This window comes from Nonomuraea roseoviolacea subsp. carminata (assembly GCF_024172185.1).
In the GTDB taxonomy this organism is placed as follows: Bacteria; Actinomycetota; Actinomycetes; order Streptosporangiales; family Streptosporangiaceae; genus Nonomuraea; species Nonomuraea roseoviolacea.
The window spans coordinates 8,931,395-8,952,918 of sequence record NZ_JAMZEC010000001.1 but is presented as its reverse complement, the minus strand read 5'-3'; the positions used below and the strand labels follow the sequence as shown (position 1 = coordinate 8,952,918).

Below are 21,524 nucleotides of genomic sequence, written 5' to 3'. Positions count from 1 at the left end.
CCCCCGACCTCCGGGGGACGGCCTCCTGGCGGGGGCGCTTCGCGGGCGGTCCCCGTCTGGGGAGGGCCGCCCGCGGAAGTCGTGCGCCGGTCCCCGCCGGTCAGATGCTGATGCGGCCGGCCCCCGCGCCGCCGGTCACGATCGACTTGACGCTGGAGGCCGCGTCGAGCGGGTACGAGTACGGGATCCCGGCGACGCTGCCTCCCGCGTCGCCGGCGCCGGAGTTGACGAAGTGGTTGTTGCGGGCGACCAGGTTGGCGGCGGGCGAGCTGCCCTCGCCGCGGTGGTACGGGTCCTTGGTGTTCTCGAAGTAGTTGCCCTCGACGAGCACGCCCGCCTCCTTCGTGGAGGCCACGCCGTAGCTGCCGATGCCGGCGTAGTAGTTGTTGTAGACGTGCACTGGGTTGCCGAAGCGCACGCGCGGGTGCCGCTGGTTGGTGCCGTTGAACCAGTTGTGGTGGTACGTCACCCGCAGGTGGCCGCGGTCCTCGGAGCCGTTGTCGTCGCTGTGGCCGAGCAGCATGGTCTTGTCGTGGCTGGAGAACTTGTTCCAGGAGACGGTGACGTAGTCGCTGGCGCGCTTGATGTCCACCGCCCCGTCGTAGCCGTTGCTGAAGGAGTTGTGGTCGATCCACACCCGGGTCGAGTACTGCACGTTGATGCCGTCGTCGTCCCAGTCGCGGAACGTGAGGTTACGGATGATCACGTTGGCGGCGCCGGCGACGTTGAAGCCGCAGCCGGCGATCGTCGCACCGGCGTTGCCGATGACGGTCTTGTTCGAGGTCACCTTGAGCATGCCGGAGCAGGAGATCGTGCCGGAGACCCGGATGACGGCGGCCGGGCCGGACGACAGGGCCGTCTTGAGCGCGGAGGCGGAGCTCACGGTCGTCGGGGCCGTGCCGCCGCCGCCGGTGGTGCCGCCGCCCTGGCCGGCCCAGCCGACGGGGGAGGTCTCGGCGGCCGGCGTGGCGGCCGGCGGCTCGTCCGCGCGCTGCGCGGCGGAGGCGGGCGCGGCGAGCGCGATGACGGCGGCCACCGCGGCGGCCAGGCCGCTGGTCAACGTGCCCCTGGTCGAAGTGCCGGTGGTGAGGGTGCCCGTGGTGAGGTTGGAGGTGTGTCCTCGTGTGCCCATCGCTCTGCTCCTCTGGGATGACCTTCGCGGTCACGGGAAAGCGGTTGCCGACACCGTAGGAAAGCGCTTTCCTAGCGTCAAAGGAGGCGTCTGGCCCGCATCCCTCACGCCGGGCATAGGGCCTGGCCGGCCCGGCTCACACTGAGCCGGCGGTCGAGAAACTTTCACGCGGACCCGTCCCGGCACCCGCCGCAGGGCCCTCCAGCTCCGGCGGCAGAGGACGGGTGTGGACGACGTCCAGCCGGGAGACCGCGCGCGTCAGCGCCACGTACAGCCGGTTGAGCCCCCGCTCCTCCGCCTCGGCGATCGCGGCCGGCTCGGCCAGCACCACGTGGTCGTACTCCAGCCCCTTGACCAGCGTGACCGGGACCACGCTCAGCCGCCCGCCCACGTCGAGCCCGGCGTCCCACAGCGCCGCCTTCAGCCGCTCGGCGTCCGCGTCGGCGGCGATCACGCCGACCGACCCCTCCAGCTCCAGCGCCTCGCGCGCCGCGGCCACCACCCCCTGCTCGACTCCCGGCACCCTCGTGATCCGCAGCCGCCCGTCAGAGCGGTACGAGCGGGTCGTCGGCACCCCGGCGTCCAGGGCCGGCAGCAGCCGGTTGGCCAGCTCCACCACGGCCGCCGGCACCCGGTATCCCGTCGTCAGCTCCACCACCCGCGCCTCCGGCCGGCCCAGGGCCGCCATCAGCTCCGGCCACGACCGGGCCGCCCACGGCGTGGTGCCCTGGGCCAGGTCGCCCAGCACCGTGAGCGAGCCGTGCTCGGCCCGCCGCGCCACGGCCCTGCACTGCATGGGCGACAGGTCCTGCGCCTCGTCCACGATGACGTGGCCGTAACCGCGCGGGCGCTCCAGCATCCCGGCGACCTCGTCGATCAGGACCAGGTCGGCCGCCGACCACTTCGCGCTCTTGTACGTACGCGCGGGCCGCTCCCAGACGACGGCCGCCCACTCGGCGTCGCTCAACGCGCTCCCGGCGGTGGTCCACCGGCCGGACAGCACCTCGTGCACCACCTGCTCGGCCCGCACCGCCGGCCAGATCCCGTCCAGCCACGGCCCGAGGGCGCGGCCGGTGCGGCGCTCCCAGGCGGCGTTCGTGCTGTGGCCGCGCGCCTCGGCCTGGCGCCGCATCAGCGCCACCACCCGGGCCCGCACCCGCTCGCGCCCGATCCCGTACGGCAGGGCGTCACGCCGCGTGTCGTCCACGATCCGCCGCAGCTCGTCCTCGCCCACCCGCCACCGGGACGACCCCTCGGCCACCGTCACCGGCTCGACCGGCCTGGCGATCCGCCCGTACAGGGCCCGGCGCAGCACCCCGGCCATCCGGGCGTCGTGCTTGACCGCCGCCGCCCGCTCGCCGTCCCGCGCCTGGACCGGCACCGAGGCGATGAGCCCGTCCAGGGTCGTCTGCTCGACGTCCACCTCGCCCAGCGCGGGCAGGACGGCCGCGATGTAGCCGAGGAAGGCGCGGTTGGGGCCGAGCACGAGGACGCCGCCGCGCTGGAGCCGCTGCCGGTGCGCGTACAGCAGGTACGCCGCCCGGTGCAGGCCCACGGCTGTCTTGCCGGTGCCGGGCGCCCCCTGGACGGCGATCGAGTCGTCGAGGCCGGCGCGGACGAGGTCGTCCTGCTCGGGCTGGATCGTGGCGACGATGTCGCGCATCGGGCCGACGCGGGGCCGCTCGATCTCGGCCGCCAGCAGGCGGCTGCGCCGCTCCTCGCCGCGTCCCAGCCGCTCGTCCTCGTACGACGTCAGCGTGGTGCCCGACCAGCCGAACCGGCGGCGCACCGCCACGCCCTGCGGGTCGCGCGCGCTCGCCCGGTAGAAGGAGCGGGCCACCGGCGCCCGCCAGTCGATGACGACCGGCGGCCCGCCGTGCTCGCCGGGGATGTGCCGGCGGCCGATGTAGTAGGTGCGGCCGGCGTGCTCGGCGGAGGCGGCGGCGCTCCCCGCGGTGCTCCCCGCGGTGCTCCCCGCGGTGCTCCCGGCGGTGCTCCCGGCGGTGCTCCCGGCGGTGCTCCCGGCGGGGGCGAAGGTGAGGCGGCCGAAGAACGGCGGGCCCTCCGGCTCCTCGCTCAGCTCCTTGGCCAGGCTCTTGAGATGGCGGCCGAGCCGTTCGGCGCTGTAGCGGTCGCCGGCGACGGTCTCGCCGATGATCACGTTGCCGCGCGCGGCGTCGAGCATGCGGCTCAGCCCCGCGCGGCACCGCTCGACGTGGCGCAGCTCCTCGGTCAGCCCGCCCAGGTCCTGTGCGTGCATGAACATCCCTCCCGCAAAGCGTTAACTCGGTTAAGACTTTAACCAGGTTAACACTTCTGCGCTAGAGTGGACCCATGACAGGACTCAGGCAGCAGCACCGGCAGCGCGTCCACGAGGCGATCTCCGAGGCGGCCATCTCGCTCTTCATGGAGCGGGGCTTCGACGAGGTGCCGGTCACGGAGGTGGCGGCGGCGGCGCGGGTGTCCAAGCCCACGCTGTTCAAGTACTTCCCGACCAAGGAGGACCTCGTCCTGCACCGCATCGCCGACCACCAGGGCGAGGCCGCCCGCGTGGTGCGCGGGCGGGCGCCCGGCGAGAGCCCCCTCGCGGCGCTCCGCCGTCACTTCCTGGAGGGGCTGGCCCGCCACGAGCCGACGACCGGGCTGAACGACCATCCGCGGGTGGTGGCGTACTACCGGCTCGTCTTCTCCACGCCAGGGCTGGCGGCGCGGGTGTTCCAGTACATGGCCGCGGACGAGGCCGCCCTGGCCGACGCGCTCGCCGAGACCACCGACCGGCTGACGGCCGAGCTGCTGGCCGGGCAGGTGCTCTCCGCGCAGCGCGTGCTCGCCCGCCGCACCTGGGCGGCGCTGGTCGCCGGACGTCCCATCGAGGAGGTCGAACGGGAGGCGGTGAGCGCGGCCGAGCACGCCTTCGCCCTACTCGGCGCCTGAGCGGCCCAGCCGGGTCTCGTGCAGGTGCAGCCAGCTCAGGCGGTCGGAGGGGCCGCGTTCGAACACGACGGTCGAGCGCCGGCCCTCGCCGTGCTGCCGCTCCTCGTACGCGGCTACCACCAGCGTCCCGGCGGCGGCGACCACGGTGACGTGCCGGATCTCGATCCGGGCTCCGGGCACGCGCCCGTGCAGGGCCTCCACCTCGGCCAGGACCTCGGCCCGCGACAGCAGCCGCCCGTCCGGGGACGCGAGGGCGAAGCCGGCCGCGTGGGCGCCGGCGAACTCCCCGAACGCCTCACGCGGCGCCGTCCCCGCCAGCCAGCGCCCGATGACCTCGTGATGCCGCACCACCTCGGCCCGCACCAGGTCCTCCAACGCCGCGTCCGATCGCGCGTCCTCGGCCCGCACCTGGCCCGCCGGTTCCGCGTCCGATCGCGCGTCCTCGGCCCGCGCCAGGCCCGCCCGTTCTGCGTCCGTCCGCGCGTCCTCGGCCCGCGCCGCGTCCGCCTTCTCGACGCCGTCCGCGCCGGGCCACGTCATCGGGCGGCCCACGGCCGGGCGGCGAGCCACTCCCGCGGCGTCGTCACCGTCCCCGCGCCGCCCGTCCCCGCGCCGCCCGGCCTCCCGGCGTACAGGTCGCGGCCGTGCGCGGCGATCCAGCGGTAGGTGTCCGCGACCCCGGCCGCCGCCCCCGCCCCCAGCGCCGCCGACAACCCCGCCTCGAACACCGCCACGTCCAGCTCCTCGTACCGCGCCCCGGCGGCGGCGGCCAGCTCCAACCCCGTCACCGGCGGTCCCCCGAGCGTGACCGTGGTCCCGTCGCGGCCGTCGCCCAGCAGGGCGGCCGACGTGGCGGCGGCCAGGTCGGCATGGCTCAGCCAGGACACCGGCACGTCACCCGGCAGCGGATGACGCAGCACCCCTCCCTCCAGCACCCCCGGCGCCGCCAGGTTCTCCAGGTACAACGGCGGGCTGACCACCACCGACGGCACCCCGGACGCCAGCGCGGCCGCGGCCGCCGCCCGCCGCGTGTCGAACGCCGCGACCCCCGTGACCCGCCCCGGCAGCCGGTTGCCGGTGTTCAGCACCAGCCGCCGCACCCCCGCCCCCGACGCCGCGTCCAGGACGTTGCGGACGTACGACTCGACCCGCTCCGCCTCGAACACCAGCGGCAACGTCACCGACACGTGCGTCACCCCGGCGAACGCCTCCGCGACCCGCGCCGCGTCGCCCAGGTCGGCCGCGAACGGCTCCACCCCCTGCGGCGCCGAGCCCGTGCGCGACAGCCCGCGCACCGCGTACCCCTCGGCGGCCAGGCGCCGCGCCACGGCGCCGCCCTGCGCGCCCCCCGCTCCGATGACCAGAATCCTCATGTCACCCAGCCTCCACCCGCGTCGCCGGTACGATCCATAAAGGCAACTCTGGTGGAGGTTAAGGATCGTCCGTGGACGGTGATCTGCTGAGCGAGCTGCTCGCCCCGCTGCGGCTGCGCGGCGTCTTCCACAGCCGCTGGTCGGCGCGGGCCCCGTGGGGCGTGGCGGGGGAGCGGGAGAGCTGCGCCCTCGTCCACTACGTGCAGGCGGGCGCGTGCACGGTCGAGCTGCCCGGCGAGGAGCCGGTGCGGCTGCGGACCGGCGACCTGGCGGTGTTCCCGCACGGCAGCGCCCACCGGCTGGCCGACGAGCCCGGCCGGGCCACCGTGCCGCTGGAGAGCGTGCTGCCCGCGCGCCGGCCCGGCGCGGCCCGCACGGTGCGGATCGACGGGCCCGGCGCGGAGACGGTCATGCTGTGCGGCGGCCTGCACTACGACGCCGCGGCCGCCTCGCCGCTGTACCGGGCGCTGCCGGCCGTGCTCGTGCTCGACCGGGCGGCGCTGGCCGGGCAGCCGCTGCTCGGCGGCACCCTCGACGGCCTCGCGGGGGAGTGGGACCAGGACGAGCCGGGGCAGGCCCTGGTGGCGTTGCGCGCGTTCGAGCTGGTCTTCGTGCTGGCGCTGCGGGCCGCGCTCGGCGACGGCGGGACGTCCGCCGGGCGGCCCGTGCTGCGGGCGCTGCGCCACCCGGCCGTCGGGGCGGCGCTGCTGGCCGTGCAGACCAGGTTCGGCGAGCCGTGGACGGTCGAGACGCTGGCCGCCGAGGCGGGCATGTCGCGCTCGGCGTTCGCCGCCACGTTCCGGCGGCTGGTGGGCGAGGCGCCGATGCGGCACCTCACGGCGCGCCGCATGCAGGAGGCGGCGCGGCTCCTGGAGGAGACCGCGCTGCCCCACGACGCCATCGCCCGGCGCGTCGGCTACGGCTCGGTGGTGGGCTTCCACCTGGCGTTCCGGCAGTGGTACGGCACCACGCCGGGCGGCCATCGCCGCCGCGTCCCGGGAGTCCAGGAGCCGGCTAGTCGTCGGCGGTGAGCCCTTCGGCGATCCTCCTCAGCTCGCGGTCGACGGCCTTGGCGCCGCCCAGGTCCTCGGCGTAGACGGGGCTGAACATGATCTGGGCCCGGCGCCGCTCGCTCATGGTGAGGTAGAGCGTGGGGGTGCCCTTCGTGCCGTCCTCGCCGACGTTCTCGACGAGCGCGTAGCCGGTCCGGTCGCCGAGCGTCACCTCCTTGCCCTCCTCCTCGTCGCGAAGCCTCCGCACGTGGTCGTCGATCTCCTGGACGGCCTGGTCCTCGTACACGAAGATCTGGACGCAGTAGAAGCTCTTCCTGTCGCCGTCGTAGTTCCACGAGGTCGTGTAGGCGTCGCCGTTGTCCTGGGACCAGTGGGCCCACTGGAGGCGCGGGGGCAGGTAACCCACTTTGACGCGCCCGAACGCCTTCCCGTCACCCAGGTCCCCGAAGTCCGGGGGAGTGGACCGCGGCGCCGGGGTGTCGTCGATGGCGGGCGGGGACGGCGTCTCGGCGACGATGGGCGCCGGACCGGCGGCCGGCGCCGTCGTCAGGTAGAGGGGCGTCGCCGCGGCGACGGCCAGCATGCCGGTCAGGGCCGCGATCCGGGCGCGCATCCTCTTCCGCCGCGCGGAACGGATGACCCGCTCGGCGAGGTCGGGCGCGGCGTGCAGCCGCGTGATCTCGTCCGCCATGACCTGGTGGAGCCGGTCCTCAAGCGCGGGCATTGCCGATCACTCCTTCCACGGAAGTCTCGCCGAGCGCTGTACGCAGCTTGGCCATCGCCTTCGACGCCTGGCTCTTCACCGTGCCGACCGTGCAACCGAGCACCTCCGCGGTCTGGGCCTCGCTGAGGTCCTCCCAGTACCGCAGCACGACCACCGCGCGCTGCCGGGGAGGCAGGCCGCGCAGCGCGTCCATGAGGACACCGCGCAGGTCGACGTCGTCCGAGCGGGCCGGCGTCTCCGGCAGCGTGCGCGTCGGGACGATGCGCAGGATCGCCCGGCGGCGGGCCCGGCTGATGGCGGCGTTGACGATGACGCGGCGCACGTAGGGCTCGGGGCTGTCGTGCTCCACCCGGTGCCAGTTCCGGTAGGTGCGCTCCAGCGCCGTCTGCAGCAGGTCCTCCGCCTCCGCCTCGTCCCCGCAGGCGAGATAGGCGACCCGGAGCAGGCTCGTGGCGCGTGCCGCCACGAAGGCGCTGAAGTCTTGGTCGGTGCCGTTCACGGCTGTCTGTCCAATGTCACGCCCCCCAATACGCTCCGGTCACCCGGCGGGTTGCCCGTGCGCCGCGGGCAACCTCGCGCGGCGCCCGAGCGTATGGGGGGGCGTGATTCGGCACGACTGGAGGACACACATGAAGCGCGGAACCGTACCGGTCCGTCCGCTGATCGCCCTGGCGGCGGTGGGCGCCACCGTTCTGCTGGGCCTGCCCGGCCCGGCGAGGACGCCGGAGCTGCGGCTCACGGGCGCCGCGTCGGCTCCCCCTGGAGGCGCGTACTGGCACACCCGGGAGCTGTGGGAGGAGACCAGCCCCCGGCAGCTCGGCGGCGGGTCGCATCGGTACTGGGTGGTGGAGCCGCTCGTCACCGAACGGTGGTCCGCCCCTGACGGCAGATCCTGGGTCGGATCCCGCAGGCCGGGGGCCTACCCCAAGAGCGCGGCGGACCGGGAGTCCTGGCGCCGCGACGGTTCGCCCACCAAGTGGACCCGCACGGCCGACGGCCGGCCCCTGTCGCTGTCCGGCCGGCCGGACAAGGGCAGCGTCGGACCCGAACGGGGTGACGGCTCGTTCGCGCTGGCGAGGCAGCGGCTGACGTACGACGAGCTCCAGCGCCTGCCCGCGGATCCGGACGGCCTGAAGTCCTGGCTCACGCGGGCCGCGCGCGTCCAGTCCACGAAGGAGACGTTCGTGGACAGCCTCGTCACCCAGGCGCTGACATCCCTGCTCCACGAGCTTCCCGTGCCGAAGGAGGTCCGCGCCGCGGCCTACCGGGCGCTGCCGACGATGCCCGGCGTCCGGGTCAAGGGAACGGCGAAGGACGGCGCCGGCCGGACCGGCACGGCTCTGTCGATCGACCCTGTCGGTGCCACGCCGAAGGACGCGCTCGTGGCCAGGAGCACCCTGATCGTCGACGCCGGTGCGATGGTCCTGCTGGCCGACGACGTGCGGGCCACGATGGACGGCAAGCCGTTCCTGGAGGGGACCGGCACCCGCACCATCCTCCAGGCCGGCTGGACCGACGCCGCGCCGGCCGTGCCCGCCCTGCCGTAGCGGCGGCACCGGGACGGCGAGCTTCAGGAGAGCGGGCGCGGGGCCGGGAGGCGGAGGCGGTCGACGGCCTCGCGGCGGGTGCGCTCGGGGCGGCGGTCGTAGCGGGCGGTCGTGGCCGGCGACGAGTGCCCCACGAGCGCCTGGGCCGTCGCGAGGTCCACGCCCGCGTCCAGCAGCTCGCCGATGAACGTGCGCCGGAAGTCGTGGGCCGTGCGCCGCGACGCCCCCGCCTGGCCGAACCGCCGGGTCAGGATGTCGGCGACGCCCTGTCCCGTGAGGTGCGCCGGGCGGCCGTCACGCGTGCGGACGCGGCCCGCCTTGCTGATCGGGCTGAACAGCGCCCCCGGAGCGCCGCCCCGCAGCGCGAGCCACCGCTCCACCAGGCCGATGGCGTCGGCCGTCAGGTACACCAGGCGTTCCTTGTCGCGCTTGCCGCGCACCCGCAGCGACCGGCCACCGGGGTCGTAGTCGGCCAGCGTGAGCCCGCCGACCTCGGCGCGGCGGCAGCCCGTCGAGTACAGCACGGCGATGAGCGCCGCGTCGCGCACGCCGGCGGGGGAGTCGTCGCAGGCGGCCAGGGCCGCGCCCACCACCTCCGGCGGCACGTGCTGGCCGGTGGGCAGGCGGCTCTGGCGCACCGGGGCGAGGTCGGAGGCGCGGGCGTAGTCCTCCGCGCTGGTCTGGCCGAGCCGCCACGACTCCTTCAGCACCCGGCGCAGCGCGACGAGGTGCTTGTTGACGTACGCCGCCGACCAGCCCTGGTCGGTCAGCATCGTGCGGATGCGGACCGTGTGCTCGTAACGCAGCAGGTGCCACGGCTGGCCCGCGCCCGTGGCGCTCTCGTCGCCGGTCAGCAGCCGGGCGAGCCGGTCGAGGCAGCCGCGCATCGAGCGGCGCGACTCGGGGCTGGTGAGCGAGTCGAGGTAGACGTGGTACGGGTCGCGCGCCGGCTCGACGGGCGGCGGCGGCGCCCCGAGGTCGGGCACGGCGGGCAGGCTCACGCCGCCGATCTTAACGGCGCTCACTCTCCGGAGGTGAGGCGCTCGGCCTGGTCGAGCCCCACCCGGGTGGCCCGCCGCAGGTAGTCGGCGATGAGCTCCAGCTCGGCGTCCGTGTAGGAGCGCAGCACCTCCCCGTACGCCGTGCCCGGCGTGTCCCACGCCTGCCCGATCCGCTCGCTCACGCCGGGCGTCAGCGACACCAGCGACCGCCTGCGGTCCTCCGGGTCGGCCTCGCGCACGGCCAGGCCCGCCTTCTCCAGCCGGTCCACCAGGCGGGAGGCCGAGCCGGGCGTCAGGCCGGTGAGCCGCGCGATGTGGCCGGTGCTGACCGGCCCCTCCTCCAGGTTCAGCAGGGCCACGCACTGCAGGTCGGTGGGGTGGAGCCCGAGCCGGTCGGCCATCGCCTGGTTGAACAGCACGTACGCGGCGTAGTGCCGCTGGCTCTCCGCGATGATCCGCTCCAGCAGCGCGTGCCGATTTGACATGACCTCTCCCATCCCAAATCATGTGTGTCACGCAATATATGCGTCACGAACAAGTCTACAGAAGGAACCATGACCATTCTCGTCACCGGCGCGCGTGGCGCCGTCGCCCAGCACCTCACCGCCCTGCTCCGCGAGCGCGGCGCCGAGGTCCGCGAGGCCTCCGCCGCCCCCGCCCCCGGCCTGCCGGACCGCGTGGTGTGCGACCTGAACGACCCCGCCACGTTCGCGCCCGCCCTCAAGGGCGTCACCTCCGTCTTCCTGTACGCCAACGCCGCCCACGCCGGCGCCTTCGCCCGCGAGGCCGCCGAGGCCGGGGTCGAGCACATCGTGCTGCTGTCCTCCGCCTCGGTGCTCCACCCCGACGCCGCGACCAACCCCCTGGCCGCCTCGCACCTGAACGCCGAGCGCGCCCTGCTCGCCGGCGCCGTCCGGACCACGCTGCTGCGGCCCGGCTCGTTCTCCTCCAACGCGCTCGCCTGGTCCTGGGCGATCAAGGCCGGCGACCCGGTCGCCCTGCCGTACCCGGACGCGCACAACGACCCCATCCACACCGCCGACGTCGCCGCCGTCGCGCTCGCCGTGCTGACCTCGGGCGGCGAGCACGGCGCGGCCCACACGCTGACCGGGCCGCGGTCGGTCACCTTCGCCGAGCAGCTCGACGTCCTGGCCGGCGTCCTCGGGCGGCCCGTCGGCATCCGGCGGGTCAGCCCCGAGCAGTGGAAGCAGGACATGTCCGCGTACATGAACGCCGGCTTCGCCGACGCCCTGCTCGACTACTGGAGCTCCTGCGTCGGCAAGCCGGTGGAGATCACCGACACCGTCGAGCGGCTGACCGGCCGGCCCGCCCGCGACTTCGAGACCTGGGCCCGCGAGCACGCCGACGAGTTCGCCCCCGCCGGCTGACGGCCGCGCGTCGCACGGACGTCAGCCGGCGCGCAGGCCGGCGACCCCCTCCAGGAGGCGGTCCACGTCCGAGCGGTCGTTGTAGTGGACCAGCCCGGCCCGCACCGCGCTCCCCGCGTCCCGGATGCCGAGCGCGCCCGTCAGCTCCCAGGCGTAGTTGTGGCCGTTCCACACGTTCACCCCGCGCCCGGCCAGGTGCTCGGCCACCTGGCGCGGCGTCCGGCCGGCCACCGTGAAGTACGCCGTCGCCGTCCGCCGGGCCGCCTTGCCGTACAGGGTGACGTGCGGCATCGCCTCCAGCCCGGCCAGCAGCGTCCCGAACAGCTCCAGCTCGTACGCCTCCGCGGCGCCCATCGAGGCGAGCAGCCGTTCGCGGCGCGAGCCCGTTCCCGGCACCATCGCGGCCAGATGGTCGACCGCGGCCGTCACCCCCGCCAGGTCGGCGAAGGCCGCCGTGCCCCGCTCGAACCGCTCCGGCACCGTGTCGGGCGACGGGGCGAGCTTGTCCGGGCGCAGCCGTTCCAGCAGCGCCGGGTCGGCCACCACGGCGCCGATGTGCGGGCCGGACCACTTGTAGGCGCTGGTCGCGTAGAAGTCGGCGCCCAGCGCCCGCATGTCGGCGGGTCCGTGCGCGGTCGCGTGCACCCCGTCCACGTACGTCAGCGCCCCCGCCGCGTGGGCCACCTCGCAGATGGCCGCCACGTCCGGGCGCGTGCCCAGCACGTTGCTCGCCGCGGTCACCGCCACCAGCCGCGTGCGCCCGCCGACGAGCTCCCGGTACTGCTCCACCGGCAGCTCGCCGGTCACCGGGTCCACCTCGGCCCACCTGACCGTCGCGCCGGTCTGGATCCACGGGCGGACGTTGGCGTCGTGGTCGAGCCGCGAGAGCACCACCTCGTCCTCCGGTCCCCAGTCCTTGGCGAGGGTCATGGCGATCCGGTACGTCAGCGTCGTCATGTTGGGGCCGAGGATCACGCCCTCCGGCCGGCCGCCGACCAGGTCGGCCACGGCGGCCCGGCACCCGTCCACGACGGCGTCGGAGCGGTGGCTGGCGGGGAAGGCGCCGCCGACGTTGCCGAGGCCCGAGCGGTAGGCGCCGGCGATCGCGTCGATGACGGCCCGCGGGACCTGGGTGCCGGCCGCGCCGTCGAGGTAGGCGTGGCCGTCGGACAGGGCGGGATAGCAGGCACGGACCTTCTCGTGCGGAAAGCGCATGGAAAGGTGATGCTCGTCCAGGTCAGTCGTCAATCGTCCGTATGAGGTGGCGGAGGGGGCCGGGTGCGAACCGCGTTCACGGGGGAAGGTACACAGGAGGACGGCCACCCGCCGCACCAGGGCCCGAGCGGCCCCGGCGGCGGCCCGCGCACCGGGCACGGTTGGGTAGCGTGGACGGTGGTGACCTGCCTGTCGCGAGGAGTTGTCGTGTCCCAAGCAGCAGAGGTTCTCGAACTGGACGACGGAGCCGCCGACTCTCCTGCGGTCGGCGCCGACTCCGTCAAGACGTATCTGTCGGCGATCGGGCGCGTGCCGCTGCTGTCCGCCGAGCAGGAGATCGACCTGGCCAAGCGCATCGAGGCCGGCCTGTTCGCCCGCGAGCGCCTCGACACCGAGCTCGACCTGCCCCCCGACCTCCGCGCCGACCTCGAACTGATAGCCGCCGACGGCGCCCGCGCCAAGCAGCGCATGCTGGAGGCCAACCTGCGGCTCGTCGTCTCCATCGCCAAGCGCTACACCGGCCGCGGCATGCTCTTCCTCGACCTCATCCAGGAGGGCAACCTCGGGCTCATCCGGACGATCGAGAAGTTCGACTACCGGCTGGGCTTCAAGTTCTCCACCTACGCCACCTGGTGGATCAAGCAGGCCATCACCCGGGCCATGGCCGACCAGGCCCGCACGATCCGCATCCCGGTCCACATGGTCGAGCTGATCAACAAGGTGGCCCGGGCGCACCGCCGCCTCCAGGCCGACCTGGGCCGCGAGCCCACGCCCGAGGAGATCGCCGCCGAGACCGACCTGCCCGCCGAGCGGGTGGCCGAGGTCCAGGCGTACGGGCGCGAGCCCATCTCCCTGCACACGCCGCTCGGCGAGGCGGGGGAGAGCGAGTTCGGCGACCTCATCGAGGACACCGAGGCGGTCTCGCCCGCCGACGCCGTGTCGTTCACGCTGCTGCAGCAGCAACTGCGCGACCTGCTCGACGAGCTGAGCGAGCGCGAGGCGGGCGTGATCTCGATGCGGTACGGCCTCATCGACGGCAAGCCGATGACGCTGGACGAGATCGGCCGCGTCTACGGCGTCACCCGCGAACGCATCCGCCAGATCGAGGCCAAGACGATGTCGAAGCTCCGGCATCCGTCGCGGGCCCGCGCGCTGCGCGACTACCTCACCTGACCCGTCGCCCGCTCCGGCCGGCCAAGTCGCCGCCAAGAGCGGGCCAAGAACCCGGGAGCAGGCTGGGCGCCATCACCGATCGAGGAGATCAGATGGCACCCAGCCTGCTCGGCATCCGCATCGCCCACCGCGCCATGCGCGGTGACACGCGTCGCCTGGCCGCGCTCATGCACGACATCGTCACCGGCCGGCAGGACGCCGGACCCGCCCGGCGCGAGCTGATCAGCGTGTTCGTCACCCGGCTGTGCGCGGGGATCCGGCGTCACCACCGGGCCGAGCACGACGTCCTGTGGCCGGTCGTCGTCAGGTCCGCGGGTGCGGAGGTGGACCTGAGCGGCCTGATCGGCGACCACGCGCGGCTCGACCCGCTGCTGGACGAGGTCGCCCGCGACGCCGACGCCTTCCCCGGCGACCCGCCGGCCGCGATCCCCCTGGCCAGGAACCTGGCCACGCTCGCCGGCCTGCTCGACGAGCACATCGAGGAGGAGGAGCGGCTGCTGTTCCCGGTCATCGCCGCCCACGTCTCCGAGGCGGACTGGAAGCAGGCCGAGGACGCCGTGCGCGAAGGCGGCGGCATCGGCTCCGACCTGCCCAGGCTCGGCCAGTACGCGCGGGCGGAGGAGCTGGCCGAGCTGCGCCGGCTGGCCGGCCCGGTGCTCGCGCTCATGCTGACCCTCACCCGTCCGGGGCACCGGCGCCGCCGGCGGCTCGTCTTCGGCGCCGCCGCCTGACCCGGCGGCTGATCGCGGAAGGAGGTCTTCCGCGTTCTCCTCTAGCGTGGTCGCGAACCACCGAGGAGGGACGTCGTGATCGAACTTTCCTGGCGTGAGGTCAGCGCGCGCAGGCTGGAGCGGCAGGGCCTGGCCACGCCGATGAAGGCGGGCACGCCCGCCGGCGTGGTGGCGGCCATGTGCGGGGCGCACGCCCAGGTCATCTCGGCCGCCGAGCTGTCGGTCGCGCTGCGGCTGGACGGCGCGACCCGCGCGACGGTCCGCGAGGCGCTGTGGGGGACGCGCGAGCTGGTCAAGACCCACGGCCCGCGCGGCACCGTCCACGTTCTCCCGGCCGCGGACCTGCCGATGTGGGTGAGCGCCCTGACGGAGCTCCCGCTGGTGGGGCCGTCGTTCCCGGCGCACGTGCGGATGACCGGCGAGCAGACCGAGGAGGTCGTCGAGGCCATCGCCATGGCCGTGCGGGGACGCGAGCTGACCATCGACGAGCTGGGCGAGGCCGTGGTGGCCGCCACGGGGCCGTGGGCGGGCGACCTGGTGATGCCCGCGTTCCAGACGATGTGGCCGCGCTGGCGGCAGGCGATGGCGGTGGCCGCCCACCGGGGCGCGTTCGTGTACGGCCCGGTGCGCGGGCGCAAGGTCACCTACACCGCCCCGCCCCCGGGAACCCTGACCGGCCCGGCCGGGGGAGCGGGGGAACTGCTCAGGCGGTACCTGCTCGCCTACGGTCCCGCCACGCCCGAGGAGTTCGCGCAGTGGCTGGGGGCGCCGAAGCCGTGGGCGGCCCGGCTGTTCGCCGCCGCGGAGCTGGAGGAGGTGCGGTTCGCGGGGCGGCCGGCCTGGGTCGTGGCGGGCGACACGGAGACGCCCGCCGAGCCGCCCCGGGGTGTGCGGCTCCTGCCGTACTTCGACGCCTACCTGGTGGCCGGCCGGCCGCGCGAGCTGCTGTACCCGGGCGCGGCGGCCGCACGCGCGCTGACCGGGGGACAGGCGGGCAACCACGCCGTGCTGCTGGTGGACGGCGAGGTGGCCGGGGTGTGGCACCAGCGGCGCTCCGGGCGCCGCGTCCACGTCACGGTCGAGTCGCTGCGCCCGCTCACGGCGGCCCGGTCACGCGAGCTGGACGACCAGGTCGCGCGCCTCGGCGAGATCCTGGAGGCCCGCCCGGAGCTCACCCTCGGCCCCGTCACCACCGGCCCCCACGCCTGACCTGGAGCACAGCTCGGCTCCCGGCACTCACACCTGGTCGCCCTGCCCGTCATCCCCGGCCTCGGGCCTGACCGGCTTCGGGCCTGACCGGCTTCGGGCCTGACCGGCTTCGGGCCTGACCGGCTTCGGGCCTGACCGGCCTCACGCCCCGGCCGCGGGTGCCACTCCGTCGGCCAGCCAGGCATCCACTCCGGCCCTGAGCCTCGCCTTGACCTCCTCGGGCGCGAACGACGCCTCGACCGAGGCCCGGGCGAGGCCGGCCAGCTCCTCGTCCCCGTACCCGAACACCTCCCGCAGCCGTCCGTACTCCTCCGCCAGCGCCGTCTCCCCGTCGGTGTTGACCGTGACGACCAGCCCCGCCTCCCGCAGGCGCGGCAGCGGGTGCGCGGCCAGCGACGGCACGAGCCCGAGCAGGACGTTGGACGTCGGGCAGACCTCCAGCGGCACCCGCCGCTCCCGCAGCTCGGCCACCAGCTCCTCGTCCTCGAGGACGCGGATCCCGTGGCCGATCCGTTCGGCGTGGCCCAGCGTCAGCGCCTCCCGGACGCTGTCCGGGCCCGCCGTCTCGCCCGCGTGGTGGACCAGCCGCAGCCCGGCGTCCCGGGCCTCGTCCAGCACCCGCGCGAACGGCGCCAGCGGGTGGCTCTCGTCGCCCGCCAGTCCTACGCCGATCACCCCGTCGTGGCGGCGCGCCAGCTCCACGGTCAGCCGCAGCCGCTCCACGGATCGCCGCCGCGAGTGGTCCAGGAGCACCCGGCACTCGATCCCGTACCGCGCCGATCCCTCGGCGAGCCCGTCGAGCACGGCCTCCAGCGGCATCTCCGGCGCGCCGACCCGCTCGCCGTGGGCGGCGGCCGTGAACGTCACCTCCGCGTAGCCGGTGCCCTGCGCCGCCTCGTCCTCGCAGAACTCCAGCGCCACCCGCCGGAAGTGCTCCGCCGTGACCAGCCGCTCCCGTACCCGGGCCCGATGGTCGGCGAACTCGCCGAAGCTCCGGAACGGGCCGTCCGGCTCGGGCGGGCCGCCCAGCTCGCGCACGGTCGAGGGCCGTACGGTGCTCTCCAGGTGGACGTGCAGGTGCGCCTTCGGCAGCCGGGCGACGTCGCGCGGCTGCGGCGGGGGACCGAGGGGCTTCACGAAGCCGGTCTGGTGCTCGCTCACGTGCGTGAACTATACGAAAGCCGCACATGCCGGGCGCGGAGGGGGCGCGATTCGCGGCCGGCCCCTCTAGCCGGTTGGATGAGGGTGAGCACGCGCGCCGGGCAGGAGGAGTTCCGTGAAGTACATGCTGCTGATCTACAGCAACCCCGCGTCGCAGGAGGCGATCGCCGGCAGCGTCGACGAGGTCATGACCGAGGTCGACGCGTTGATGAAGGAGCTGAGCGAGAGCGGCGAGCTGGCCGGCGGGCAGGCGCTGGCCGGACCGGAGACCTCGCGGACGGTCCGCGTGCGCGACGGCGTCCCGGCGGTCACCGACGGGCCGTTCATCGAGGCCAAGGAGTACCTGGCGGGCTACCTGATCGTCGAGTGCGACAGCGTCGAGCGGGCGACGGAGATCGCCGCCCGCTGGCCGGACGCGCGGCTCTGCGCGATGGAGGTGCGGCCGATCATCGACGAGGTCCCCGAGTGAGCGCAGCCGACCCGGTGCGCCCGCCCGAGGTCCCGTCCGGCCACTCGGCGGACTGCCCACCCGAGGCTTCCGTCGAGCCCCGCCGGCCGGATTCCGGGGGCGGCGTCGAGGACCTGCTGCGGGAGTTGGCGCCGCAGGTGCTCGGCATCCTCGTCCGCCGGTACGGGCAGTTCGACGCCTGCGAGGACGCCGTCCAGGAGGCACTGCTCGACGCGGCCGTGCAGTGGCCCGGGCAGGGCGTGCCCGACAGCCCGCGCGCCTGGCTCGTCACCGTGGCCGCGCGCCGCCTGACCGACCACGTGCGCAGCGAGCACGCCCGGCGCCGCCGCGAGGAGACGGTCGCCGCCCGCGCCCCGGCCGACGAGGCCGTCGTGCCCGCGCCGGGCGAGGACCGGCCGGGCGACGAGGACGACACGCTGACGCTGCTGTTCCTGTGCTGCCACCCGTCGCTGTCCCGGGCCTCGCAGCTCGCCCTCACCCTGCGGGCGGTGGGCGGCCTGACGACGGCGCAGATCGCCGCCGCGTTCCTGGTGCCGGAGGCGACGATGGCGCAGCGCATCAGCCGCGCCAAGCAGCGGGTGAAGGCGGCCGGGGTGCCGTTCCGGCTGCCGCCCGAGTCCGAGCGCGCCGACCGGCTCCGCGTCGTCCTGCACGTCCTCTACCTGATCTTCAACGAGGGCTACACCGCCACCAGCGGCCCCGACCTGCACCGGCCCGACCTGACCCGCGAGGCCGTCCGGCTGACCCGGGCGCTGCTGCGGCTGCTGCCTGGCGACGGCGAGGTGATGGGGCTGCTGGCCCTCATGCTGCTCACCGAGGCCCGCCGGCCCGCGCGCACCGGCCCCGGCGGCAGGCTCGTGCCGTTGGCCGAGCAGGACCGCTCGCTGTGGGACCGGAAGGCCGTCGGCGAGGGCGCCGCGCTGGTCACCGCGGCGCTGTCCACCGCCCCCGTCGGGCCCTACCAGATCCAGGCGGCGATCGCCGCCGTGCACGACGAGGCGCCGCGCGCCGAGGACACCGACTGGCGGCAGATCCTCGCCCTGTACGGCGTGCTGCTCGGCCTGGAGGACAACCCGGTCGTCCGGCTCAACCACGCCGTGGCCGTGGCCATGGTGCGCGGGCCCGAGGCGGGGCTCGCCCTGCTGGACGAGCTCGCGGCCGACGAGCGGATGGCCGCGCACCATCGGTTGTCCGCGGTGCGCGCCCACCTCCTGGAGGAGGCCGGGGACCACGCCTGCGCCGTCGCCGCCTACCGCGCGGCCGCCGCGCGCACCGCCAGCGAGCCGGAGCGCCGCTACCTGGAGGAACGCGCCGCCCGCCTTGACAAGTAATTTTTTCGGTGCGATGGTTCGGGCATGCGAGATGTGGCGGTGATCGAAGACCCCGCGGCGGCCGAGGCGTCCCTCGACCCCATGCGCTCCCGGCTGCTGGCCGAGCTGGTGGAGCCCGGCTCGGCCACCACGCTGGCGGCCCGGGTCGGCCTGGCCAGGCAGAAGGTCAACTACCATCTGCGGACCCTGGAGAAGCACGGGCTCGTCGAGCTCGTCGAGGAGCGGAGGAAGGGCAACGTCACCGAGCGCGTGATGCGGGCCACGGCGGCCTCGTTCGTCATCTCGCCCGTGGCGCTGGCCGCCGTGCAGCCCGACCCCGCCAGGTCGCCCGACCGGTTGTCGGCGGGCTGGCTGCTCGCGGTGGCCGCCCGGCTCGTCCGCGATCTCGGCGAGCTGGTCACCGGTGCGGTCAGGGCCCGCAAGCGGGTGGCGACGTTCGGCATGGACGGCGAGGTGCGCTTCGCCTCCGCGGCCGACCGGGCGGCGTTCGCCGAGGAGCTGACGTCGTTCGTGACGGCCCTGGTCGGCAGGTACCACGACGAGAGCGCCGAGGGCGGGCGCGAGCACCGGATCGTGGTCGCCGTCCACCCGTCCGTCAAGCCGTCCAGGCCGCAGGCGAGCGAGGGGGAGAACTGACATGGGTCACCGGTTCGAGCTGCCCCAGGAGGCCACGGTCGGCGTCACGCCGGAGGAGGTGTGGGAGGCCATCGCCACCGGCCCCGGCGTCGACTCGTGGTTCATGGGCCGCACCGAGGTGACGGACAAGGCGGTGCGCACCGACTTCGCCGGGTTGCTGCCCGAGTCGGCCGTCACGGTGTCCGACCCGCCCCACCGCTTCGCGCACACCAGCGCGGCGGGCGACGACGGGCGGTTCGTCGCGTACGAGTTCCTCATCGAGGGCCGCGAGCGGGGCAGCACGGTCGTGCGCATGGTCACGAGCGGCTTCCTGCCCGGCGACGACTGGGAGACCGAGTACGAGGCGATGCGCAGCGGCCTGGCGATGTTCTTCGCCACGCTGGTCGAGTACCTGGGCCACTTCCGCGGCCGCCCGGCCGCTCCCGTGACCGCGTTCGGGCCGCCCGTCCGCGACTGGCCGGACGCCTGGCGCGCCCTGTACGCCGAGCTCGGCCTGCCGGCGGCCGGTGAGATGGTGGGGCGGCGCGTGGCGTTCCGGCCGGACGGGCTGCCACCTGTGGAGGGCGTGGTCTACTTCGCCGACGCCCAGACCCTCGGCGTCCGCACGTCCGGCGCGCTGTACCGCTTCATCCAGGGGATGCCCGGCGTCATGGTGCTCTCCCACGTCCTGTTCACCGGTGGGGACGTCGCCGAGCAGGAGGCGGGCTGGCAGGCGTGGCTCGGCCGGGTCTTCACGGGCTGACCGCGCGAGGCCGAGGACAGGACTCCGCGCCGCGTCAGGGGCGGCGGGCCCGTACGCCGAGGACCACCGGCGTGGGCCCGTCGCCCTCGGCGAACGCCTCCAGCACCAGCCCCGCCTCCAGGAACGCGCCCAGCAGCTCCGCCAGCGGCCAGTGGCTCGCCCCCACCTTGTCGCGGATGCCCTGGTCCGTCCATGACTTCTTGGTCCAGTGGCCGTCGAGGTAGCCGGGCCTGACCACGACGGCCTCCGGATCGGCGCGGTCGGCGAACCCGCCGCAGAAGCACGGATGCACGCCGACGTGCACGAGCGCCCCGCCCGGCCGCAGCACCCTGGCCGCCTCCCGCAGCACGGCCGGGTAGGCCGGCATGTCGGTGTGGACCATCAGCGTCGCGACCGCCGGCAGGGACCCGTCGCGGAACGGCAGGCGCGCCGCGTCGCCCCGCACGACCGGCAGGCGCGGCCGGGCGTGGCGCAGCATCCCGGCCGACAGGTCGACGCCCACCGGCGTCCAGCCCAGGTCACGCAGGACGGCGGCGTGGACGCCGGTGCCGCAGCCGACCTCCAGGCACGTGCCCTCGCCGCGGCCGAGCAGCTCGGTCAGCACCCGGCGCTGCCCCAGGGGGTCGTCCGCGTTCCTGGGCAGGAACTCGGTCTCGTACCAGTCGGCGATCTCGTCGTAGGGGGCCGTCATGCCTCCATTCAGCCCGAGCCGCGCACCCCGGCCAACGGGTTCCGCTCAAGGCTGATCACGACGTCAGGGGGTGAAGCCCTCGATGGCGGATCGGATCGCGTCGCGCATCGTGTCGCTGCCCGTGTGGCCGGAGTCGTCCACCACGACCAGCCGCGCGTCCGGCCACGCCTGGACGAGCTGCCAGGCGTTCTCCAGCGGCGCCCCCAGGTCGAACCGGCCGTGGACGATCACCCCGGGGATGCCGGCCAGCCGGTGGGCGTCGCGCAGCAGGGCGCCCTCCTCCAGGAACGCGCCGTTGGAGAAGTAGTGGGAGCAGATCCGGACGAAGGCCACCTGGGCGTCGGAGGGCCGGTCGCTGTAGGCGTTGGGCTTGCCGTTCGGCTCCAGGGAGATGACCGCGTCCTCCCAGGCCAGCCAGTCCTGGGCGGCCTTGGCGCGCACCCGCGGGTCGGGGTCGCTCACGAGCCGGTGGTAGGCGGCCAGCAGCTCCGGCAGGTCGCCGTCGCGCTGGTCCTCCGGCACGCCCGCGCGGAAACGCTGCCATTCCTCGGGGAAGAACCGGCCCACCCCTCGGTACAGCCAGTCGACCTCGTAGCGGCGGGTCATGGTGGCGGCCACCATGACGATCTCCGACACCCGTTCGGGGTGCGCCTCGGCGTAGGCCAGCATGAGCGTGGAGCCCCAGGAGCCGCCGTACAGCAGCCAGCGCTCGACGCCCAGGTGCTCGCGCAGCCGCTCCATGTCGGCCACCAGGTGCTGCGTGGTGTTGGTGCTCAGGTCGGCCGACGGGTCGGACGCGTGGGGCAGGCTGCGCCCGCAGTTGCGCTGGTCGAACAGGATGGTCCGGTAACGCTCGGGGTCGAACGTGCGGCGCGCGTTGGTCGAGCAGCCCGACCCGGGGCCGCCGTGGACGACGAGCGCCGGCTTGCCCGCGGGGTTGCCGCAGACCTCCCAGTAGACGAGGTGGCCGTCGCCGGTGTCGAGGTGGCCGTGGTCGTACGGCTCAATCGGTGGAAGCATCCGACCAAGATACAACAGCGCTGTCATATCTCGC

The 21,524-nt window shown here is 74.7% G+C and carries 22 protein-coding genes and 1 pseudogene; 11 read left to right on the top strand and 12 right to left on the bottom strand.

The window, feature by feature from the left end:
- Window positions 1–100: 100 nt before the first annotated feature.
- Both HD595_RS41710 and HD595_RS41705 read right to left on the bottom strand, forming a co-directional pair.
- The gene (locus HD595_RS41710; protein ID WP_253779400.1) at window positions 101–1,132 is read right to left on the bottom strand and encodes a pectate lyase family protein; all 1,032 of its coding nucleotides are present in this window, start codon (window positions 1,130–1,132) and stop codon (window positions 101–103) included.
- Window positions 1,133–1,268: 136 nt separating this feature from the next.
- Window positions 1,269–3,392: a HelD family protein gene (locus HD595_RS41705; RefSeq protein ID WP_253779399.1), complete on the bottom strand. Its 2,124-nt coding sequence runs from the start codon at window positions 3,390–3,392 to the stop codon at window positions 1,269–1,271.
- 74 nt (window positions 3,393–3,466) lie between these two features.
- On the opposite strand from HD595_RS41705, the gene HD595_RS41700 reads away from it, so the two are divergent.
- Window positions 3,467–4,066 carry a TetR/AcrR family transcriptional regulator gene (locus HD595_RS41700; RefSeq protein WP_253779398.1) on the top strand — a complete coding sequence of 200 codons (600 nt, stop codon included), beginning with the start codon at window positions 3,467–3,469 and terminating at the stop codon, window positions 4,064–4,066.
- Here the strand turns inward: HD595_RS41700 and HD595_RS41695 are convergent.
- Window positions 4,052–4,606, bottom strand: coding sequence for a hypothetical protein (locus tag HD595_RS41695; protein WP_253779397.1), 555 nt, complete (start codon window positions 4,604–4,606; stop codon window positions 4,052–4,054). The genes HD595_RS41700 and HD595_RS41695 overlap by 15 nt on opposite strands.
- Window positions 4,603–5,439: an SDR family oxidoreductase gene (locus tag HD595_RS41690; protein ID WP_253779395.1), complete on the bottom strand. Its 837-nt coding sequence runs from the start codon at window positions 5,437–5,439 to the stop codon at window positions 4,603–4,605. The genes HD595_RS41695 and HD595_RS41690 overlap by 4 nt, the downstream gene beginning before the upstream one ends.
- Window positions 5,440–5,510: 71 nt before the next feature.
- Between HD595_RS41690 and HD595_RS41685 the strand changes: the two genes are divergently transcribed.
- Window positions 5,511–6,470, top strand: a complete 960-nt coding sequence (locus HD595_RS41685; protein ID WP_253779393.1) for an AraC family transcriptional regulator — start codon at window positions 5,511–5,513, stop codon at window positions 6,468–6,470.
- Here the strand turns inward: HD595_RS41685 and HD595_RS41680 are convergent.
- The gene (locus HD595_RS41680; RefSeq protein ID WP_253779390.1) at window positions 6,454–7,176 is read right to left on the bottom strand and encodes an alanine and proline-rich secreted protein Apa; all 723 of its coding nucleotides are present in this window, start codon (window positions 7,174–7,176) and stop codon (window positions 6,454–6,456) included. The genes HD595_RS41685 and HD595_RS41680 overlap by 17 nt on opposite strands.
- Complete coding sequence (locus tag HD595_RS41675) at window positions 7,163–7,675, bottom strand: SigE family RNA polymerase sigma factor (RefSeq protein ID WP_253779388.1); 513 nt, start codon at window positions 7,673–7,675, stop codon at window positions 7,163–7,165. Before HD595_RS41675 ends, HD595_RS41680 begins: the two co-directional genes overlap by 14 nt.
- Before the next feature lie 130 nt (window positions 7,676–7,805).
- On the opposite strand from HD595_RS41675, the gene HD595_RS41670 reads away from it, so the two are divergent.
- Window positions 7,806–8,723 (top strand): hypothetical protein, encoded by a 918-nt coding sequence (locus tag HD595_RS41670; protein ID WP_253779386.1) that lies wholly within the window; start codon window positions 7,806–7,808, stop codon window positions 8,721–8,723.
- Between the two features lie 23 nt (window positions 8,724–8,746).
- Here the strand turns inward: HD595_RS41670 and HD595_RS41665 are convergent, their stop codons facing one another.
- Both HD595_RS41665 and HD595_RS41660 read right to left on the bottom strand, forming a co-directional pair.
- Entirely contained in the window at window positions 8,747–9,748 is a 1,002-nt protein-coding gene (locus HD595_RS41665) for a tyrosine-type recombinase/integrase (RefSeq protein WP_253779384.1), read from the bottom strand.
- Window positions 9,745–10,209, bottom strand: coding sequence for a MarR family winged helix-turn-helix transcriptional regulator (locus HD595_RS41660; protein ID WP_253779382.1), 465 nt, complete (start codon window positions 10,207–10,209; stop codon window positions 9,745–9,747). The genes HD595_RS41665 and HD595_RS41660 overlap by 4 nt, the downstream gene beginning before the upstream one ends.
- 69 nt (window positions 10,210–10,278) lie before the next feature.
- Here HD595_RS41660 and HD595_RS41655 point away from each other — a divergent pair, with 69 nt between their 5' ends.
- Window positions 10,279–11,112, top strand: coding sequence for an NAD(P)H-binding protein (locus tag HD595_RS41655; RefSeq protein ID WP_253779380.1), 834 nt, complete (start codon window positions 10,279–10,281; stop codon window positions 11,110–11,112).
- Window positions 11,113–11,133: 21 nt separating this feature from the next.
- On the opposite strand, the gene HD595_RS41650 is transcribed toward HD595_RS41655, so the two are convergent.
- A complete protein-coding gene (locus HD595_RS41650; RefSeq protein WP_253779378.1) occupies window positions 11,134–12,327 on the bottom strand; it encodes a cysteine desulfurase-like protein in 1,194 nt (397 codons plus the stop codon).
- A 237-nt stretch (window positions 12,328–12,564) separates the two neighbouring features.
- Here HD595_RS41650 and HD595_RS41645 point away from each other — a divergent pair.
- The 3 genes and pseudogenes from HD595_RS41645 to HD595_RS41635 form a co-directional block, all read left to right on the top strand.
- Window positions 12,565–13,500, top strand: a pseudogene (locus HD595_RS41645) (RNA polymerase sigma factor); the annotation flags it as partial.
- 92 nt (window positions 13,501–13,592) lie between these two features.
- Window positions 13,593–14,231, top strand: a complete 639-nt coding sequence (locus tag HD595_RS41640) for a hemerythrin domain-containing protein (RefSeq protein ID WP_253779376.1) — start codon at window positions 13,593–13,595, stop codon at window positions 14,229–14,231.
- Between the two features lie 75 nt (window positions 14,232–14,306).
- Complete coding sequence (locus HD595_RS41635) at window positions 14,307–15,440, top strand: winged helix DNA-binding domain-containing protein (RefSeq protein WP_253779373.1); 1,134 nt, start codon at window positions 14,307–14,309, stop codon at window positions 15,438–15,440.
- 141 nt (window positions 15,441–15,581) lie between these two features.
- Here HD595_RS41635 and add read toward each other — a convergent pair whose 3' ends face one another.
- Window positions 15,582–16,601: an adenosine deaminase gene (add, locus tag HD595_RS41630; protein WP_253779370.1), complete on the bottom strand. Its 1,020-nt coding sequence runs from the start codon at window positions 16,599–16,601 to the stop codon at window positions 15,582–15,584.
- A 124-nt stretch (window positions 16,602–16,725) separates the two neighbouring features.
- Here add and HD595_RS41625 point away from each other — a divergent pair, with 124 nt between their 5' ends.
- The 4 genes from HD595_RS41625 (at window position 16,726) to HD595_RS41610 (ending at window position 19,779) form a co-directional block, all read left to right on the top strand.
- Window positions 16,726–17,070, top strand: a complete 345-nt coding sequence (locus HD595_RS41625) for a YciI family protein (RefSeq protein ID WP_253781455.1) — start codon at window positions 16,726–16,728, stop codon at window positions 17,068–17,070.
- 113 nt (window positions 17,071–17,183) lie between these two features.
- Window positions 17,184–18,401 (top strand): RNA polymerase sigma factor, encoded by a 1,218-nt coding sequence (locus tag HD595_RS41620; protein ID WP_253781454.1) that lies wholly within the window; start codon window positions 17,184–17,186, stop codon window positions 18,399–18,401.
- Between the two features lie 24 nt (window positions 18,402–18,425).
- Complete coding sequence (locus HD595_RS41615) at window positions 18,426–19,037, top strand: ArsR/SmtB family transcription factor (RefSeq protein ID WP_253779368.1); 612 nt, start codon at window positions 18,426–18,428, stop codon at window positions 19,035–19,037.
- A gap of 1 nt (window position 19,038) precedes the next feature.
- Entirely contained in the window at window positions 19,039–19,779 is a 741-nt protein-coding gene (locus tag HD595_RS41610; protein ID WP_253779366.1) for an SRPBCC family protein, read from the top strand.
- 34 nt (window positions 19,780–19,813) lie between these two features.
- Here HD595_RS41610 and HD595_RS41605 read toward each other — a convergent pair whose 3' ends face one another.
- Both HD595_RS41605 and pip read right to left on the bottom strand, forming a co-directional pair.
- The gene (locus HD595_RS41605; RefSeq protein ID WP_253779364.1) at window positions 19,814–20,470 is read right to left on the bottom strand and encodes a class I SAM-dependent methyltransferase; all 657 of its coding nucleotides are present in this window, start codon (window positions 20,468–20,470) and stop codon (window positions 19,814–19,816) included.
- A 63-nt stretch (window positions 20,471–20,533) separates the two neighbouring features.
- Window positions 20,534–21,490, bottom strand: a complete 957-nt coding sequence (pip, locus tag HD595_RS41600) for a prolyl aminopeptidase (protein WP_253779362.1) — start codon at window positions 21,488–21,490, stop codon at window positions 20,534–20,536.
- Window positions 21,491–21,524: the final 34 nt, after the last annotated feature.